The organism is Pseudoalteromonas sp. AWH4_217 (genome assembly GCF_056161105.1).
Map to the genome: position 1 here is coordinate 191,220 of NZ_JBSWYM010000002.1, position 17,922 is coordinate 209,141.

A 17,922-nucleotide genomic window follows, 5' to 3' on the forward strand; every position below is an offset into this window, starting at 1 on the left:
AATCAGCTAAACTTTGAATTTTGCCATTTCTTTTTCCAGCTGGTGCGTCAATGCCGTAATACTGTCGGTTGCCTGGTGTGCATGATGAGACACCTGGGCTGTCTGACTGGCAGTGTCAGATATGGTGACGACTCGGTGAGCTGTATCTTCTCCAGCTGCAAGTTGCTCTTTGGCTGCCTGTGCAATCTGAAAGCTCATCTGGGATATTGCGCTGAGCGATTCGGCAACGCGTTTCAGTGCCTCACTTGCTTCGCCAGACATAGTGACGGTTTTTTCACTGGTGGCAATACTGAGCGTGACCGACGCCTTTGCTTCTTGCGTCGCTGACTGAAGGTTGCCGATCATGGTATGAATTTCTTCTGTACTGCTTTGTGTCCTTTGAGCCAGTTGTCTCACTTCGTCAGCAACGACTGCGAAGCCGCGACCTTGCTCACCTGCACGTGCAGCTTCAATGGCCGCATTGAGTGCCAGTAAGTTGGTTTGCTCGGCAATGCTTTGGATCACACTCAGTACATTCGCAATGTTTTTCACTTCTTCATCGAGCACCTGGATGTTATTACCGGCACTATCAATCTGTTGTTCCAGCAGTGCAATGGCCTCTGATGCTTTGGTGGTCAGTTTATCAGCACTTTGCCCTTGACTTTCTGCCTGTTGCACAGAATCAGCTGCTTGTTCAGCATGCTCAACAACGGTTTGTGCTGAAGCAGTGAGCTCAGTAATAGCTGACGCGACCATTTGGGTCTCTTCACTCAGACTGCGGGTCAGGGACTCTAATTCGGTAGAACGTTTTTCGCCATTGTGGCTTTGCTCATTCAGTGAATCACTGACCGACTTAAGTCCGCCGACCACTCCTTTCAGACCTTCCTGCATGTATTCCATCCCGGCCAGAATACTGTCAGGTTTGGCGTTATCGCTGTGGATCTTTGAAGTCAGGTTACCACGAGAAACTTCCTGAACAATGTCGAGTACATCGTCCAGTTCGGCACCCAACTTATTAGACAGTGACAGACCAAACCGGGTTAAAGCAAAAGTGAGTGCAACGGCTATCAAAAGCGACAATGAGGCAAGCCAGCTGGCGGTATCCCAGTATCGTTCATCGACTTCCTGATAGCTGATCCCGGTGCCAACATACCAACCAAACAAAGGCGTTTTTTGCACTACTGAGGTCATGGCTGCAATGGTGCCGTTGCGCTCAGATGTCCAGTTATAGGTAATGATACGATTGGTTTGTGATCCAACCAGACGTTCCACCATGCGACCAATACTGTTGCCTTTGGCATCTTTGAAATCGTTAAAGCTGGTGTCGTGTAAATGCGGATCGTGTGGGGCGGCGATAAAATTAAGCTTATTATCTACCACATAGACATATTCAGAATCGTGGTATTTATTTTCCCGCAGGATTTGAGATGCCAGCGTTTTGGCTTGCTCTTCTGACAATGCGCCGCTGCGTACAAACCCTTCGAACTGTTGCACAATGTTTGCGGTGCTTTTCATCAGCTGGTTGATGCGCGCAATATTATCCATTTCGCTCGCATGCCTGAGGGATTGCAGCCCTACGATTGCCACTAAGATGAGCGCAACAAAGATTGAGGCTGCAAATAAAATGATTTTTGTTCTTAACGTAAGTGATGAAAACACGTGATGCCCCTGTAGCAGAACCTGAGTTTATGATTTAACACGAATTCCGTATTGTGGAAAGCTGAAAAACGTCAAAGCTCGCTGGTTTTTAGATGATTTTTCCTCATTGTGGGGCATGACAGCGGTTTACTTTGCATTAATTATGTTAATCTCGATATCGCTGAGTAAGCGGTATTCTCCGGGGGCAAGTTGTGCATCCAGTTCGATACCAGCAACATTTTCCCGGTGCAGCTCAACAACCTTGTTACCCACCGCCGCCAGCATGCGTTTTACCTGATGATATTTCCCCTCGCAGATGGATAAACGTAGCGCATACTTATCCAGCTGCTCCGCTATGGCGGGCTGGGTGAGGTTTTTTTCGTTGTGCAGTGCGACGCCCTGGCGCAGTTGTTCGAGTGCTTCTTCTGTGAGTTGCTCTTGTGTCTCAACCAGGTAAGTTTTGTACTTTTGCTTTTTGGGTGAGGTGATTTGATGTGACCAGTCGCCGTCATTGGTGATTAAAACGAGCCCTGTGGTATCCAGGTCCAGTCTGCCTGCAACATGAAAATCTTTTAAGTTGGGCTCGTCTAAAAGCTCAAAAACGGTGGGGTGCAGGTCGTCCTGATTGGCACATACGTAACCGGTCGGTTTGTTCAGCATATAGTAACGTTTACCCAGGTAAACCAGCTTTACACCCTCCCACTCGACTGTATCACTTTGTTGGATTGTATGGTCGGCTTTGCTGACTTTTTCGCCGTTGACAACGGCCAGACCTTTTTTGATCCCAATTTTGACTTTACTGCGTGGCAGCTCACTGGTGTGACTGACAAACTTATCTAAACGGCAGGGGAATTTCATAGTAGTTGCTCTGTTAATTGGATACGACCCGCCAGTTGCTGCGGGAGAGCTGAGATCAGCTCTGGAACGCTCTATTATATGCTAGTTCTTGCGGTAGATCTCGGGTTCCAAATCATAGGGATGCACGCTGAGATTGAGTGGTTCATCACCGCATACACTGTACAGCGCATGCAAAATTGTTTCGCTCAGCAGTTGTTTCTGTGCCAGGCTTCGCCCCGCAATGATATGCGCCTGAACATGAATAAAGCCCTGATGTGCCCCACCCAACTGGTAATTGGCATAGGCAATGGCCCGGGTTTTGATAGTTGCAGGGTCAAACAGCTGCGTGCGCTCTGCGCCCTGATGGACAGCCTGAACGAGTTGAGCAATCGGTATATTCAGGTTCTCTGAATGTTCAATGATGAGATGAGGCATGGTATCACATGATAATTATCGCTAATATGGCGATATGATATGAATCTTTTCTTGCACTGCCAAGTGATTAGTCAGGCAATCAGGCATTCCTGACAGGCGCCTTGGGTATGGCAGGCAGTTATACGGATAACAGGATAATATGCTGGCGATATTTAAATCTAAACCGCTACTGGATGAGGCTCAGGCTCAGCAGTTAATCGCATTGTTTGGCTGGGCGGTGGAACACTTTGATGTGGATTTCTTTCTCAAACACACACGCATTGTTGAGCCTACTGTGCAGGATTTCCCGGATCAGGTTAGCAGCGTTGAGCAAATGGCCCAGACCGTTTTTGCTCGGGTGTGTGATTATGCCGGGTTGCAGCATTGGCCAATTGCACTGTTGCCACCTCAGCAAATGCCGATGCAGCAGAGTTTTCCCAGTTTCACCCTAAGTGGGGGATTACGCGGCGATCAGGTATCTGTGTTACAGCAGCCGGCATTGCCTATTGCGTTGTCGTATAACCCCAATCAGATTAATCAGCCACAGGATATGGTTGCGAGTTTAGCGGGATCCCTGGCGATGATATTAATTCACCAGGTGGGTAAGTTACCACCGGGTGGTCAGGAACACTTGCCTGTTGCCGCTGATGTTCTGGCGGTGTTCATGGGTTTTGGTGTGATGTTAAGCAACAGCGCTTATCATTTCAGGGGCGGGTGTGGTTCTTGTTACAACGCCTATGCGAATCGTCAGGCTGCGCTCAGTGAAGCCGAAACCATATTTGTGCACGCGCTCGTGTGCTACTTTAAACCAGAATATAATGGGGCTAAACACCTGAAGCCGCATTTAAGAAGTCTGTATAAGAAAGCCCGGAAACAGTTAAAGGGGATCATAAAATCGTCCCCAGATCCGGTTTTACTGGCGCTAGAGGAGCGCAGTCGTGTCGCCTTACCTGGATGAGTTTGTTCTGATTGCACTGGCCCATTTTTTTGCGGTGGCCAGTCCCGGGCCGGATTTTGCGATAGTGTTGAAACAGAGCATTAGCTTTGGCCGGCGTAATGCGTTGATGACCAGTGCGGGTGTTGGCCTGGGGATCCTGGTGCATGTCACCTATTGCTTGCTGGGCGTTGCGCTGTTGCTCTCTCAGTCTCCCGAGTTATTTAATGTCTTCAAATATGTGGCAGGCGCATACCTAGCCTACATGGGAGTTCAGGCATTACGAGCAACTGCTGCGCCGGTTTCGCCGCACAGTGATGCCGCTCAGCTTGTGCAGGAAAGCGCGTTTTCGGCGCTTCGTCGCGGATTTTTGGTTAACGCATTGAATCCCAAAGCCACCTTATTCTTTCTCTCCTTGTTTACCCTGGTGATAGATCCTGACACGCCGCAGTCCGTACAACTTTTTTACGGATTATATATGGCTGTCGCGACCTGGTTATGGTTTTCATCGCTGTCGCTGGTGTTGAGTAAAGCCAGGGTTCGTGGTTTTTTTCAGCGTGCCGGACACTGGTTTGATCGCGCAATAGGGGTGGTTTTACTTTTGCTGGCACTTAGATTGGTTATTTAACGCCGGGAGTTCATATGGCAGCAAGAGAAATACTGAATTTTGCTTTTGGTTCAAATTTAACACCTGCGCGCCTGCACGCGCGCTTGCCTCAAGCCAGGTTACTCGGTACAGCCTGGTTACCTGGTTATACCCTGGGTTTTCGTCATCGGGGTCAGGACGGCTCTGCAAAGTGCTCCATTGAACCGGATCACAGCGGTGACGCTTGTGTCCATGGCGTGCTGTATGCGTTGACCGAACAAGAAGTGACGCTGCTTGACCGCATAGAAGGAGAGGGGTATGCGCGCCAGTGTGTTGATGTGGTCCGTCAATGTGGCACTCAGACCACCGCGCACTGCTACCTTACTAAACAATTTCACAACGACCTGTTGCCGTTTTCCTGGTATCTGGAACATGTGCTTCGGGGTGTTCAATATCATCAGTTTCCTGCATCATATCAGCAGCTGTTATCCAGACAGCCTTGTATCCTGGATTTGGACTATCACAGGGCCCGGCGGGAATTGTCTATTTATTAATAAGGAAGAAAAATAAAAATGAAGTACCAATTTGGCAGAGGTCTTATCGCCGCAGCGCTGTTGACTGTTATGCATACCCCGGTATTGGCCGGACAGGTCACACCCAAAGTTAATGTCGCAGAGGTGGAACGAGCGGTCGTCGAAGCGATGGAGACATTTAATATTCCGGGTATCGCACTGGCAGTGGTTGAGCGCTCAGAAGTGGTACTGGCTAAGGGGTTTGGGGTGCGCCATGTTGCACATCAGGATAAGGTAGACGCAAATACCTTGTTCGGTATTGCTTCGAACAGTAAGGCTTTTACTGCTGCGGCGCTGGCTATGCTGGTGGATGAGGGCAAGCTGAACTGGGATGACAGAGTTATTAATCATATCCCGGAGTTTCGTCTGGCCGACCCCTATGCAACGCGCGAAATGACCATCCGCGATTTACTAAGTCATCGCAGCGGATTGGGGAAGGGATCCGGCGATTTGATGATTTGGCCGGATACAGACAAAACCATGTCAGACCTGCTTGAGGGGATTGCGCATCTACCGACAAATAGCAGTTTCCGCAGTGAATATGCCTACAATAACCTGATGTTTGTCGTGGCGGGAGAGGTTGTACACCGGGTGAGCGGCCAGGATTGGCGTACATTTGTTGAACAACGACTGTTTAAGCCTTTGGGCATGAATACCTCTAAAGCCGGATTTTCACGGATACCGGCACAAAACACCAACTGGGCCACGGGCAGCATTTACTGGGATAACCAACTTACGCCATTCTTCATCGATTATCTGGAAGACTTCCGTGGTGCAGGCGCCATTGCATCCAGCGCAAATGACATGAGCCGCTGGCTACTGACCCAATTATCACAAGGACAAACACCTGAAGGTAAACGCTTGTTCAGTAGTGAACAGCAAACCCAGATGTGGTTGCCTCATATTATGCGTAAGCCCAGTAAAGAGGGTAAAAAATACTACCAGCAACAATTCAGAGGCTATGGCCTGGGCTGGGCCATTGAAGATTATTTTGGCCATAAGAAAGTGGGTCATGGCGGCGGGATCCTGGGTATGGTTTCCCAGGTAGCGATGATACCGGGCAAAGAGCTGGGCGTAGTAGTGTTATCAAATCAGCAAGTTTACCCCGCCCTGACCGCTATTATAAATGAGGTATTTGAAGACGCACTAGGTCTGCCTGAGCGAGACTGGGTGAAAGAAACCGCAGAGCGTTATTACGCAAAGCGCGAGGAAGCTTATAGTGAGGCGGGCGTAGTAAAAGTTGACAACCCGCAACCGGCATTGGCCAATCAGATGTATACAGGCACCCTGAGCAGCCCCTGGTATGGTGATGTCATTGTTGAAGAGCGCGACGGTCAGTTGTATATCGACTTTACCCACACCGCGATGCTCAAAGGAAAGTTGGTCCATCATACGGGGAATACCTTTGTTGTTAAGTGGCAACAACCTATGCTGGAGGCAGATGCCTATATTCACTTTACCTTGTCCTCATCGCAACAGGTTGAGGCGGCAAGTATGTCCTGGGTAAATCCGGATATCACGGATTTCAGTTTTGATTTCCATAATTTGCAGCTTAAAGCTAAGCCGTTAGCAGAACAGTAAGCAGGTTACACCAAAGTATCAGGGTCTGCTCAAGTTGGCTCTGATACACTTAGGCTTAGGCTATTACTCCACGAAGGACTGGTTTTGCTATGCGTACGGCGCTGATCACTCACCCTCTTTGCCGCAAACACAAAATGATTGCGGACCATCCGGAATGCCCGGAGCGTCTGGATGCCATCTCGGATCGTATTCTGGCCTCCGGATTAGATGTGGCTATTGAATATAAAACGGCACCCAGGGCGACATTAGAAGATATTGCACGAGTGCATGACCAGGGACATATCTCTCGGGTATATGAGGCATTGCCTGAGTCAGGTCTTGCAGAGCTCGATGGCGATACCTGGTTATGTCCGGATTCAATGAAAGCCATCGAGCGGGCTGTGGGCGCGGGTATCCTGGCCGTCGATGAGGTCTTAGCGGGTAAGCTGGATGCGGCTTTTTGTGCTGTTCGACCACCTGGCCATCATGCCAACCAACATAGTTCTTCGGGGTTCTGTGTATTCAATAATCTGGCCATTGCGGTGGCTTATGCAAAGCAACAAGGAGTAGAGCGCATTGCGGTGCTGGACATCGATGTGCACCATGGCAATGGCACGCAGGATATTGTCCGCGATGATCCTCAGGTGCTGTTCTGCTCTTTGTTTCAATACCCCTTCTATCCGAATACAGCGATTGAAAATACTGACTCAGTGTTAAATTCGCCGCTGCCAGCTGGCAGCGATGGGCGTGACTTTAGGGCTCTGGTTGAGCAACAATGGCTGCCCAGACTCAAGACATTTTCCCCTCAGCTGATTTTCATCAGTGCCGGGTTTGATGGCCACCTTGAGGACGATATGGGGGGCCTGAGCTTTGTCGAGCAGGACTATATCTGGTTTACCGAACAAGTGATTGCCTTTGCCAAAGCTCAGTCATGTCTGGGGATCATTTCCTACCTGGAAGGTGGCTATGATCTGTCATCGCTGGGACGCAGTGTCGAGTGTCATATTCGGGCACTGGCAGAAGCCTGAGGTTTATCCTGTTAACGAATATTCTCTAACAGTTTAAAGGCATCTTCGACGCTGCATTCACTGAGTTTAGAGACGCAACACTGGCCTTCCTGTACTAAGGTTTGTTGCACTAATCGGGTGAGTGCATCGGCCGACAGAGGCGCTATCGCCTCCCCGAAACGAGTCATATACTGGCCATCACGATAGATACAGGTCCCCTCGTCAGGGCCCGAATAATGGCACATTTCCGTCAATTCACTCTCATTGCTGACATAAGCTAGACTTTGGTCTAACCATAATAGGAACGGGTAAGACTTTATTGTCATTATTTGTTCTTGGTCAAGGTTGTTTAAATTCTCTCCATTATACTCGATTAGATTGGCTGAAAGCGAGGCTGTGCTTATGATGGGCGATACACGTCAACTGCAAATTAAAGATGTTTACTCAAATAACCTGCTGTGTTGTGACTACACCACGTGTCTGTATGATGCGCTGAGCCTGATGCGAGAGCGGCGGGTCAGTTCGATATTCATTACGCAGGACGATAAAATCGTCGGGATTTGGACGGAGTCAGACTGTGTCAGTCTGGACTTCGAACACCATGGTCTGGCACAGACCGCCATAGGCAATATAATGAACTCTCCGGTTCATGATATCCTGATCAGTCAAACGCTGAGTGAAGCGACCATCAAGTTCCATCAACTGGGTATTCGCCATTTACTGGTGAAGGATGCACACAACCGGCCGTTGGGCGTGGTTTCTCTGTCTGACATTGTACGCAATCAGGGACTAGACCACTATCTGCACTTTCGCCCCATAGAAGATCATTTCGAGTCACAGATCAGCACCTTGGATGCACAAGCATGCATTTCTGAAGCCATTCATACGATGCGCCGGGACAAGACCACGGCCGTTTTAGTCTATCATCAGACCCTGGCAGAATATGGCATTATCACGCAACGGGATGTGGCCTATGTGATCCTCAATCAGGACTGGCGAATGCCTTGCTGGGAGCTGGCCAGTTACCCCATGGAGTCCATGACACCCAAAGATAGCTTGTTTGATGCTTATCGTTTGATGACAGCACGTTCTATTCGTCATCTGGTGATCCGTGAGCCAGAGTCTAACCAGGTGATGGGCTTACTGGCACTGAAAAATGTGCTCACAGAAATAGAAACGGCTTACTGCAGTGAATTGGAAAAAGTGCTGGCTCAGCGTGACTTGGCACTGCAAAAGTCGGAGAAAAACCTCTATCTGGCCAATCGCATTATCGATGCATCGCTCGATGGTATTATGATCACCCGGGCCAATGGTGAGATCATCCAGATAAATCCGGCGTTTAGCGCGTTAACCGGGTATCAGGATTACGAAGTGCTGGGTAAAAACCCCAGTATTCTCAGCTCCGGAGTACATGGTCAGGATTACTATGAACGGATGTGGAAGGAGTTGCGAAATAAGGGCGTCTGGCAGGGAGAGATCTGCAATAAACGTAAAAGTGGTGAAGTCTACGTTGAGTGGCTGACTATTATTGAGATCAATGAACCCTACAGTGATGATGTCCTTTATGCGGCCATTTTCAGTGATATTACTGAACGTAAAAATGCTGAGGAAAAAATTGCCCGGCTGGCTTATTTTGACGAATTAACCGGATTACCTAACCGGCGCTTATTTTACGATAGACTGTCGATGGCTCTGGCCTCAGCACAGCGCGATAAACATAAACTCAGCGTCATGTTCATCGATCTGGATCGCTTTAAAGAAGTCAATGACACGCTAGGCCACAGCGCCGGAGATAAGCTGCTCAGCCAGGTGAGTGAACGGATCAAAGCTATCCTGAAACAAGGGGATACACTTGCCCGTCTCGGTGGCGATGAGTTCGTGGTGTTACTCACGGAAGTAGAGCACATGGAAGATGTCGTTAATTTTGCTGATCAGATCCTAAGTGAGCTCAGTGTGCCCTTTGCACTTGGAGAGCTTAACGTCACTGCTACGGCCTCTTTAGGTGCGGCAATCTATCCCGAAGACGGCCTGGACAGCGAGAGTCTGCTCAAACATGCGGACGTAGCAATGTATCGCTCCAAAGAGCTGGGGCGCAATTCGTTCCAGTTATACAAGGCGTCAATGAATGCGCGTTCGCTGGAACGTTTGTCGATGTTAAGCCGTTTTCAAAGTGCACTGGAAGGGGGGGAGTTTGAACTGCATTATCAACCACTGCGCTGTCTGACCAGTGGTCGGATCATGAGTGTGGAGTGCCTGCTGCGCTGGCAGGATCCAAACCTGGGCACTATCTCGCCTGCTCAGTTTATTCCACTGGCCGAAGAGCTGGGCTTAATTGTCAAGCTGGACCAATGGGTGATTAACGAAGCTTGTCGGCAAATGGCGTTATGGTTGAACGAAGGGCTGGATATACGCCGCATTGCAATTAATATTTCCGCCAGCCATCTCAGTCAGGGCGATTTGGTGATGACCATGGCCAAAGCGCTGGAGCAGCATAACCTGGATGGTCGCTATGTGGAGTTAGAACTGACCGAAACCAGTTTTGTGAGTAATCTGCACGATGCCAAGGTTATGCTGAAGAAGCTCAAAACTCTGGGGGTCTCGATTGCATTGGATGATTTTGGCACCGGCTATTCGGCGTTGAGCTATTTGACCAAACTGCCGATCGATATACTGAAAATTGATGCCAGTTTTATTGCCAAAATTCCCGATGAATATGGGAATAGCGAGATTGTTACAGCGATTGTCGCGATGGCTAAAGCACTGAACTTACATGTAGTGGCGGAAGGGGTTGAAAAATCGGTGCAGCAGAAGTTTTTGCAAAAGCTGGGGTGCCATACCATGCAGGGATATCACTACTGCCGCCCGTTGCCGCAGTCAGACTGGCTGAACTTCTATCGCTCAGAGCGGGGCATAAGCGAGCTTGCGCCCCCGCAACGCCTAGTAAACGGCCGTTAAACAGCCGCGTATAATTTAGTCCAGGCTTACCGAGACTTCGTATGATGTGAACTTACGAATATTGATGACGCCTGTGTCAAAGATTAGGTACTGACCTTTAATACCTTGTAAGGTGCCGCTGACAACTGGCTCCTTATCAAAGTTAAAGGAACTGATTTTACTTGGATAACTGGTAACCGGGAAGTTCAGGTCTACCACTTCTTCATCCAGCCGCTCAATGGCCGTGGCACCAAACAGTTCGGCCAGCTCGTCCAGCTTAGTCTGGATCTGAGGGATCAGCTCTGCTGCTGAGGCTTTGAGGTCCAGCTCAGGATTTATGCCCTTAAGCATGTTGCGCCAGTTGGTTTTATCGGCAATAAATTCCGCCAATGCCACTTCCACTAAGCCAGATTGCAGGCGGGTCTGTACTTTGAAGATGGGCACAGCCTGTGTGGCACCCTGATCGATCCAGCGGGTTGGGATCTGGGTATGACGAGTGATACCGACTTTAAGGCCGGACGTATTTGCCAGATAAACGTAGTGGGGGATCATACAATGGGTTTCACCCCACTCAGGTTCGCGGCAAGTGCCCTGATCGTAGTGGCAGGTTTCAGGCTTCATGATGCACATGTCGCAGCTGGCCAGCTTTTTCATGCACACAAAACAGTGTCCCTGTGAGTAGCTTTTCTTGGTTTTCTTGCCACAGTTACAGCAGAAAATATTGCCGCTGAAGGTGAGCGTCAGACGCTTGCCAATCAGGTCGTTCAATGGCAACAGGTCGTCGCCTACGGGTAGCTGATAGTTTATGGTTGGTGCTGATGCACAATTCAATTGTGCCTGCATCTTACGTAGAGTACCTTGCATCTTTACGCCCCTAAAGATGGTTGAAATAGGCGATCCTAGCAAAGCGCGACCTAGAGGTGAACAAAGGCGGGAAAATAAAAAACCGGGTCAGTGACCCGGTTTGGCGTTTTTTAACTTATTGCTCGCGGGCAATGGCGCGGTAGGCGATATCGGTTCGGTATTCAACACCGTCCCAGTTAATCTCTTGTACCAGTGCATACGCGCGTTTTTGCGCTTCTGTTACTGTGTGACCTAAAGCAGTGGCACACAATACACGCCCGCCCGCGGTAACCACAGCGTCACCATCCTGTTTGGTACCTGCATGGAAGACTTTCTCACCTTCCGGGTAAGTAACACGCAGTCCAGAGATGGCATCGCCCTTCGGGTAGCTGCCAGGATAGCCCTTAGCTGCCAGCACCACACCCACAGCGGCGCGAGGATCAAACTGAATGTCAGTCTGATCCAGCTCCTGGCGGTTGGCCGCTTCAATCAGTGTAACCAGATCAGATTGCAAACGTAGCATGATAGGTTGCGTTTCAGGATCACCAAAGCGACAGTTGTACTCAATCACCTTCGGCGTACCGTCTGCGGCAATCATCAGGCCGGCATACAAAAAGCCGGTGTAAGGGTGGCCTTCTGCCGCCATACCTTCCACGGTCGGGGTGATCACTTCATCCATAATGCGCTGGTGGATATCTGCGGTCACAACCGGGGCAGGAGAGTAGGCACCCATGCCACCTGTGTTCGGGCCTTCATCGCCATTGTAAGCGCGCTTGTGGTCCTGACTGGTGGCGAATGGCAAAACGTTCTTACCATCGACCATCACGATGAACGAGGCTTCCTCACCTTCAAGGAACTCCTCAATCACCACGCGGCTACCGGCGTCACCAAAGGCATTACCCGCCAGCATATCGCGAATAGCGTCTTCCGCTTCCGCTTCGGTCATTGCCACGATCACGCCTTTACCGGCAGCCAGACCATCTGCTTTTACTACGATGGGCGCGCCTTGTGCTTTCACGTAAGCTAGCGCTGGCTCTATTTCTTCAAAGGTCTGATAGGCCGCAGTCGGGATCTGATGGCGAGCCAAAAAGTCCTTAGTAAATGACTTAGAGCCTTCCAGCTGAGCTGCGCCCTGCGTCGGACCGAAAATAGCCAGGCCAGCTTCACGGAAGCGGTCTACTACGCCGATCACCAGTGGCGCTTCAGGGCCAACAATGGTCAGCTCGACCTTATTCTCTTTGGCAAAAGCCAATAGTGCATCGATGTCTTCCACACCAATGGCGACATTTTGCAGTTTTGGCTCAAGCGCCGTGCCTGCGTTGCCAGGGGCAACAAAGACAGTTTTTACAGATGGGTTTTGTGCAGCCTTGAACGCCAGAGCGTGTTCACGGCCACCGCTGCCAATGACGAGTATATTCATGGCAATTGATTCCTATTAAAGCTTTTTGAATTTCAGGGTCATTCGATCGCTTTCCCCGATGGCCTTGTACTGCTCGGCCTTTTCATCACCCAAAGCTAAACGTGGTGGTAAAGTCCACACGCCTTTCGGGTGGTTGGCACTGTCCAACGGGTTGGCGTTGATTTCACTGCTTGCAACTAATTCGAATCCAGCTTGTTTAGCAAGGTCGACGACATAGCTTTGCTTCATATAACCAGAACGTTTCTGATCTTTATCATCACGGTGTTCAGGTAAGCGGTGTTCTACCACACCCAGAATGCCACCTGGCTTCAGTGCTTTGTTAAATGACTGAAATGCCGACAGCACACCTTCGTCGCCCTGACGCATATACCAGTTGTGCACGTTACGGAAAGTCAGGACCATATCGGCGCTGCCCGCAGGCGCAATATTGGTGTGCGTGCCTGGTGCAAACTCGGTAATTTTGACTTCACTGAAGCGTGTATCTTCTGCCACTTTTTGTTTAAAGCCATCCAGTGAGCGCTTGAAGTAGCCTTCACTGTTCGCCGGGAAATGTGCCGCATAGAGCGTCCCCTGACCTTTAACAACGGGTGCCAGAATTTCGCTATACCAGCCACCGCCAGGAGCGATTTCAACCACGGTCATGTTTGGCTGAAGGCCAAAAAACGCCAGTGTTTGCTCCGGATTACGATACTGATCTCGAGCACGGTTATCCGCTTTGCGTTCTGCGTTTGCAACGGCAGAGGTGATCTTGCTGGATACGCCGCTGTCAGTCGTGCTGTTACAGCCGCTCAGGGCGGTCAGAATACCTGCTGCGATGATAGATTTAATGGCAAATTTCATAGTCAGTTCCTTCACTGTCATTATTGTGATTGTCTGTGAATCACAATACTGGAAATTAGCGCAAACAAAAAGCGCGAAACGGTGAAGGTTTCGCGCTTATCGATTAGTGACGGAAGTGACGCATGCCGGTGAAGACCATCGCCATGCCCGCTTCGTCGGCAGCGGCAATGACTTCTTCATCGCGCATTGAGCCGCCAGGCTGGATCACCGCAGTGATCCCAGCTTCGGCTGCAGCGTCGATGCCATCGCGGAATGGGAAGAAGGCGTCAGAGGCCATGACAGAGCCTTTGACTTCCAGATTTTCATCTGCGGCTTTGATACCTGCGATCTTCGCTGAGTACACACGGCTCATTTGGCCGGCACCCACACCTATGGTCATGCCGTCGCGTGCATAGACGATTGCATTCGACTTAACGAACTTGGCTACTTTCCAGCAGAACATCAGATCTTTCAGCTCTTGCTCGGTTGGTTGGCGCTTAGAGACGACCTTTAAATCGCTCGCCTGAACCATACCCTGATCGCGGTCCTGGATCAGGACACCACCATTCACACGCTTGATGTCGACACCGGTTGTTGCAATTTGCCACTCACCACACTCCAGCAAACGCACATTCTTCTTCGCTGCCACAATTTGTGCTGCCGCATCAGAGATTTTTGGCGCGATGATCACCTCAACGAACTGACGTGAGATGATGGCTTCTGCCGTGTCAGCATCCAGTTCACGGTTGAAAGCAATGATGCCACCAAATGCAGACGTTGGATCGGTTTTGAAAGCGCGGTCATAGGCGCTCAGAATGTCTTTATCTTCTGCCACGCCACACGGGTTGGCGTGTTTAACGATCACACAAGCTGGTTCTGAGAAGCTCTTAACACACTCAAGGGCGGCATCGGTATCCGCGATGTTGTTGTAAGACAGTGCTTTACCCTGAATCTGTTTCGCAGTTGCCACTGATGCTTCTTCAATGTCATTTTCAACGTAGAAGGCCGCATCCTGATGCGAGTTTTCACCGTAGCGCATATCCTGCTTCTTGGTGAACTGCATATTGATGGTGCGCGGGAACTTAGAGTCTTCAGCAGCCTCTTCGGTATAGTCTGGGACCATTTTACCGAAGTAGTTCGCGATCATACCGTCATACTGCGCTGTGTGCTCATAAGCTGCAATCGCCAGGTCAAAGCGCGTCTTGTACTCAGTTGAGCCATTATTCGCTTTCATCTCGTTGATAACACGATCATAGTCAGCTGCATTCACAACAATGGTCACATCTTTGTGGTTCTTCGCAGCAGCACGCACCATAGTCGGTCCGCCGATGTCGATGTTCTCAATGGCATCTTCCAAAGAGCAGTCAGCTTTTGCAACGGTTTGTGCAAAGGGGTATAAGTTGACTACGACCATATCAATGGCTGAGATGTTGTTTTCTGCCATCACGCCTTCGTCCTGGCCGCGACGAGCCAAAATACCACCGTGGATTTTCGGGTGTAGGGTTTTGACCCGGCCGTCCATGATTTCCGGGTGACCGGTGTGGTCAGATACTTCAGTAACAGGAATGCCGTTCTCGGCAATGAGTTTACAGGTGCCGCCAGTTGACAGGAGTTCAACGCCTTGCTCGCTCAGAGCTCGGGCAAATTCAACGATACCGGTTTTGTCAGACACGCTCAGCAGCGCGCGACGAATTGGACGATGTATATCCATGATGGTTCAGGTTTCCTCAATGATAAGTTAAGGGCTAGCTTAGAAGTGCTGTATTTTAGCCTAACTTGGCTCAGAAAACGATTGAAAATGCGTGAGTGAGATTGAGAAAAACAGAGTTGCTTTTCGCTGTGTGTCTTTAGTTGCAGGTAAGTGTTTTGTTTGCAGCAATAATCTGCCAGAGAGCGGGGAAACAAAAAAAGCACCCACAGGTGCTTTTTTCAGTTCTGACAGGAACTGATTAGTTCATGCCGTACTTTTTCAGTTTCTTACGTAGCGTACCACGGTTGATACCCAGTAAGATCGCAGCACGAGTCTGGTTACCACGGGTGTAAGTCATTACTTCTTCAAGTAGTGGTGCTTCAAGCTCAGAAAGAACCAACTCATAAACGTCTTGTACGTCCTGACCGTTAAGCTGTTTCAGGTAGTGGTGTACAGCTTTTTTCACTGCATCGCGAAGTGGTTGCGGTTTCTCTTGTGACTGAACATGAGCGTTAGTGATAAATGGAGAAGTCACATTTTGTTCGAACATCTTTATGTCTCTTTCTTAGTTAGCTGCTAGTGTTTCAAAATAGTGTTCTAATGTCTCGACCTGCTCAGTGGCATCGTCCAGAGCATTGAATACTCGCCTAAATTGACCTTCTTGGTCATGGGCCTGCAAATACCAGGACACATGTTTGCGTGCGATGCGTACACCCATTGGCATACCGTAGAATTGATGAAGGTTCACTAAGTGCTCCATCAAAATACTGCGAACCTCGGATAACTCCGGGGCTGCAAGCGTTTCTCCAGTACGCAAGTAATGGTCTATCTCCCGGAAAATCCAGGGACGACCTTGGGCTGCTCGACCAATCATGATGGCATCTGCGCCCGTAAATTCCAGCACCTGTTTGGCTTTTTGTGGAGAATCTATATCTCCATTGGCCACAACAGGAATGCCAACCGCCGCCTTGATCGCTTTGATCGTGGCATACTCGGCTTCGCCTTTATACATACATGCACGAGTGCGTCCATGTACGGCTAAAGAAGCTATGCCATTACGCTCGGCAATGCGGGCAATCTCAATTCCATTGCGATTTTCCGGATCCCATCCTGTGCGAATTTTCAGGGTGACCGGGACATCGACTGCGTTGACCACAGCCTGGACTATCTCTTCCACCAGTTCCGGATATTGCAATAATGCTGAGCCTGCCAGCTTTTTATTCACTTTCTTAGCGGGGCAGCCCATATTGATATCTATGATCTGCGCGCCATTGCTGACATTGAACTGTGCGGCCTGTGCCATCAACTCGGGATCTGCCCCGGCAATTTGCACAGAACGAATACCCGACTCACCACTGTGATCCATGCGGTTCATCGACTTATCGGTTTTCCATACCTTAGGATTTGAAGACAACATTTCTGACACCGCCAGTCCAGCACCTAAGCGCCGACATAATTGTCTGAAAGGTCTGTCGGTGATCCCCGCCATTGGCGCGACCATTAAGTTGTTTTCAAGTTGGTAAGGACCAATACGCACTGCAGTTCAATCCGCCTCTTTTCAAGGGGCGCTAAGTTTACGGTTTTTTTTGCAAAAATCAAAGGCTATAAATTGAACATAAGTGCTTTTTTTTTGAGCTTGACGGGTTGACTTTTTATAACAAACTGACTGAAGGTCAGAATTGCTTTAAAATTAACCGCTTTTCATTTTGATGAGGTGAAGGGAGCACTGTAAAAAATGCGTAAAGCCTGTTAACTAAGGGCTTTACGCGTGATAAGGCACTAACCTTTTTTTCCGCTCACTCGGGTCCATTCACCTTCCTGAGCAATGGCGTCAAGTGCAAGGAAAGGGGCATAGACATCGGCAACCGATTGCGCCTGTTCTTCCAGAATGCCTGACATGGCAATTTCACCGTCGGGTTTGAGGAATCCGAGGATCACCTCATGGAGCTCTCTGAGCGGCTGTGCCAGGATATTTGCGACTACAATATCCGCAGAAAACTCGGGTTGGTTCTCAGGTAAGTACACTTCCAGCTGATCGGCTACGCCATTGCGTGCAGCATTGTCTCGGCTTGCAACCAAAGCCTGTGGATCGATGTCGATGCCGATCACCCGTTCTGCGCCCAATTTGATCGCTGCGATCCCCAGGATCCCTGAACCACAACCAAAGTCTACCACGGTTTTACCACTGAGGTCCTGTTGCTCCAGCCATTTCAGACATAACGCTGTGGTGGCATGGGTACCTGTACCGAAGGCGAGGCCTGGGTCGAGTAGCACATTGACAGCGTCCGGATCCGGCACATCGCGCCAGCTAGGACAGATCCACAAGCGCTCACCAAATTTAATGGGGTGGAAGTTATCCATCCACTCTCGTTCCCAGTCTTTGTCTTCGAGCTGTTCCAGCTTGTATTTGAGTGGATGATCACTGGCTGTTTTTAAATAATCAACCACAGCCTGCATATCGTGATTCGCTTCAAACAAACCAATGACTATGGTCTGTGGCCATAACAGGACTTCACCAGGCTTAGGCTCGTATATGGGGTTATCTTGTCCGTCAATATAGGTGACAGACGGGCAGCCGATTTCCATCAACAGATCGCTGTAATGGTCGGCACTGGTTTTATCGGCATCAATGCGGATCTGGATCCAAGCCATAGTTCTTACCTATTTCTAAATTGGGTCTATCGATCCC

The 17,922-nt window shown here is 49.6% G+C and carries 17 protein-coding genes; 6 read left to right on the forward strand and 11 right to left on the reverse strand.

Translation table 11 applies throughout. From position 1 onward, the window contains the following. Window positions 1-6: 6 nt before the first annotated feature. The 3 genes from ACXAH1_RS02595 to ACXAH1_RS02605 all read right to left on the reverse strand — a co-directional run bounded on the left by ACXAH1_RS02595 (window position 7) and on the right by ACXAH1_RS02605 (window position 2,889). Window positions 7-1,638 (reverse strand): methyl-accepting chemotaxis protein, encoded by a 1,632-nt coding sequence (locus tag ACXAH1_RS02595; protein ID WP_475193510.1) that lies wholly within the window; start codon window positions 1,636-1,638, stop codon window positions 7-9. Window positions 1,639-1,764: 126 nt separating this feature from the next. Continuing rightward, window positions 1,765-2,475 carry a pseudouridine synthase gene (locus ACXAH1_RS02600; protein ID WP_475193512.1) on the reverse strand — a complete coding sequence of 237 codons (711 nt, stop codon included), beginning with the start codon at window positions 2,473-2,475 and terminating at the stop codon, window positions 1,765-1,767. Window positions 2,476-2,556: 81 nt separating this feature from the next. Further along, window positions 2,557-2,889 (reverse strand): 5-carboxymethyl-2-hydroxymuconate Delta-isomerase, encoded by a 333-nt coding sequence (locus ACXAH1_RS02605; protein WP_475193514.1) that lies wholly within the window; start codon window positions 2,887-2,889, stop codon window positions 2,557-2,559. Between the two features lie 139 nt (window positions 2,890-3,028). Between ACXAH1_RS02605 and ACXAH1_RS02610 the strand changes: the two genes are divergently transcribed. The 5 genes from ACXAH1_RS02610 (at window position 3,029) to ACXAH1_RS02630 (ending at window position 7,548) form a co-directional block, all read left to right on the forward strand. Continuing rightward, window positions 3,029-3,826: a hypothetical protein gene (locus ACXAH1_RS02610; RefSeq protein ID WP_475193515.1), complete on the forward strand. Its 798-nt coding sequence runs from the start codon at window positions 3,029-3,031 to the stop codon at window positions 3,824-3,826. Continuing rightward, window positions 3,807-4,430 (forward strand): LysE family transporter, encoded by a 624-nt coding sequence (locus ACXAH1_RS02615; protein WP_475193518.1) that lies wholly within the window; start codon window positions 3,807-3,809, stop codon window positions 4,428-4,430. The genes ACXAH1_RS02610 and ACXAH1_RS02615 overlap by 20 nt, the downstream gene beginning before the upstream one ends. A gap of 14 nt (window positions 4,431-4,444) precedes the next feature. Then, the gene (locus ACXAH1_RS02620; RefSeq protein ID WP_475193519.1) at window positions 4,445-4,942 is read left to right on the forward strand and encodes a gamma-glutamylcyclotransferase family protein; all 498 of its coding nucleotides are present in this window, start codon (window positions 4,445-4,447) and stop codon (window positions 4,940-4,942) included. Between the two features lie 69 nt (window positions 4,943-5,011). After that, window positions 5,012-6,541, forward strand: a complete 1,530-nt coding sequence (locus ACXAH1_RS02625) for a serine hydrolase (RefSeq protein ID WP_475193818.1) — start codon at window positions 5,012-5,014, stop codon at window positions 6,539-6,541. 89 nt (window positions 6,542-6,630) lie between these two features. Further along, window positions 6,631-7,548: a histone deacetylase family protein gene (locus ACXAH1_RS02630; protein WP_475193521.1), complete on the forward strand. Its 918-nt coding sequence runs from the start codon at window positions 6,631-6,633 to the stop codon at window positions 7,546-7,548. A gap of 11 nt (window positions 7,549-7,559) precedes the next feature. On the opposite strand, the gene ACXAH1_RS02635 is transcribed toward ACXAH1_RS02630, so the two are convergent. Beyond that, complete coding sequence (locus ACXAH1_RS02635) at window positions 7,560-7,853, reverse strand: DUF4144 family protein (protein ID WP_475193523.1); 294 nt, start codon at window positions 7,851-7,853, stop codon at window positions 7,560-7,562. Window positions 7,854-7,929: 76 nt separating this feature from the next. On the opposite strand from ACXAH1_RS02635, the gene ACXAH1_RS02640 reads away from it, so the two are divergent. After that, window positions 7,930-10,482, forward strand: a complete 2,553-nt coding sequence (locus ACXAH1_RS02640) for an EAL domain-containing protein (protein ID WP_475193526.1) — start codon at window positions 7,930-7,932, stop codon at window positions 10,480-10,482. A 15-nt stretch (window positions 10,483-10,497) separates the two neighbouring features. Here ACXAH1_RS02640 and ACXAH1_RS02645 read toward each other — a convergent pair whose 3' ends face one another. The 7 genes from ACXAH1_RS02645 to prmA form a co-directional block, all read right to left on the reverse strand. Then, on the reverse strand, window positions 10,498-11,325 hold the full coding sequence (locus ACXAH1_RS02645; RefSeq protein WP_054014409.1) for a DUF2797 domain-containing protein: 828 nt from the start codon (window positions 11,323-11,325) through the stop codon (window positions 10,498-10,500). 115 nt (window positions 11,326-11,440) lie between these two features. Further along, window positions 11,441-12,724, reverse strand: coding sequence for a phosphoribosylamine--glycine ligase (purD, locus tag ACXAH1_RS02650; RefSeq protein ID WP_475193530.1), 1,284 nt, complete (start codon window positions 12,722-12,724; stop codon window positions 11,441-11,443). A 15-nt stretch (window positions 12,725-12,739) separates the two neighbouring features. Further along, a complete protein-coding gene (locus tag ACXAH1_RS02655; RefSeq protein ID WP_475193532.1) occupies window positions 12,740-13,564 on the reverse strand; it encodes a class I SAM-dependent methyltransferase in 825 nt (274 codons plus the stop codon). A 103-nt stretch (window positions 13,565-13,667) separates the two neighbouring features. Further along, the gene (gene purH, locus ACXAH1_RS02660; protein ID WP_475193534.1) at window positions 13,668-15,254 is read right to left on the reverse strand and encodes a bifunctional phosphoribosylaminoimidazolecarboxamide formyltransferase/IMP cyclohydrolase; all 1,587 of its coding nucleotides are present in this window, start codon (window positions 15,252-15,254) and stop codon (window positions 13,668-13,670) included. Window positions 15,255-15,492: 238 nt separating this feature from the next. After that, window positions 15,493-15,783: a DNA-binding transcriptional regulator Fis gene (gene fis / locus ACXAH1_RS02665; RefSeq protein WP_010374122.1), complete on the reverse strand. Its 291-nt coding sequence runs from the start codon at window positions 15,781-15,783 to the stop codon at window positions 15,493-15,495. Window positions 15,784-15,798: 15 nt separating this feature from the next. Further along, complete coding sequence (dusB, locus tag ACXAH1_RS02670; protein ID WP_138544549.1) at window positions 15,799-16,770, reverse strand: tRNA dihydrouridine synthase DusB; 972 nt, start codon at window positions 16,768-16,770, stop codon at window positions 15,799-15,801. Between the two features lie 242 nt (window positions 16,771-17,012). Next, entirely contained in the window at window positions 17,013-17,885 is an 873-nt protein-coding gene (gene prmA, locus ACXAH1_RS02675; protein WP_475193538.1) for a 50S ribosomal protein L11 methyltransferase, read from the reverse strand. Between the last annotated feature and the right edge of the window lie 37 nt (window positions 17,886-17,922).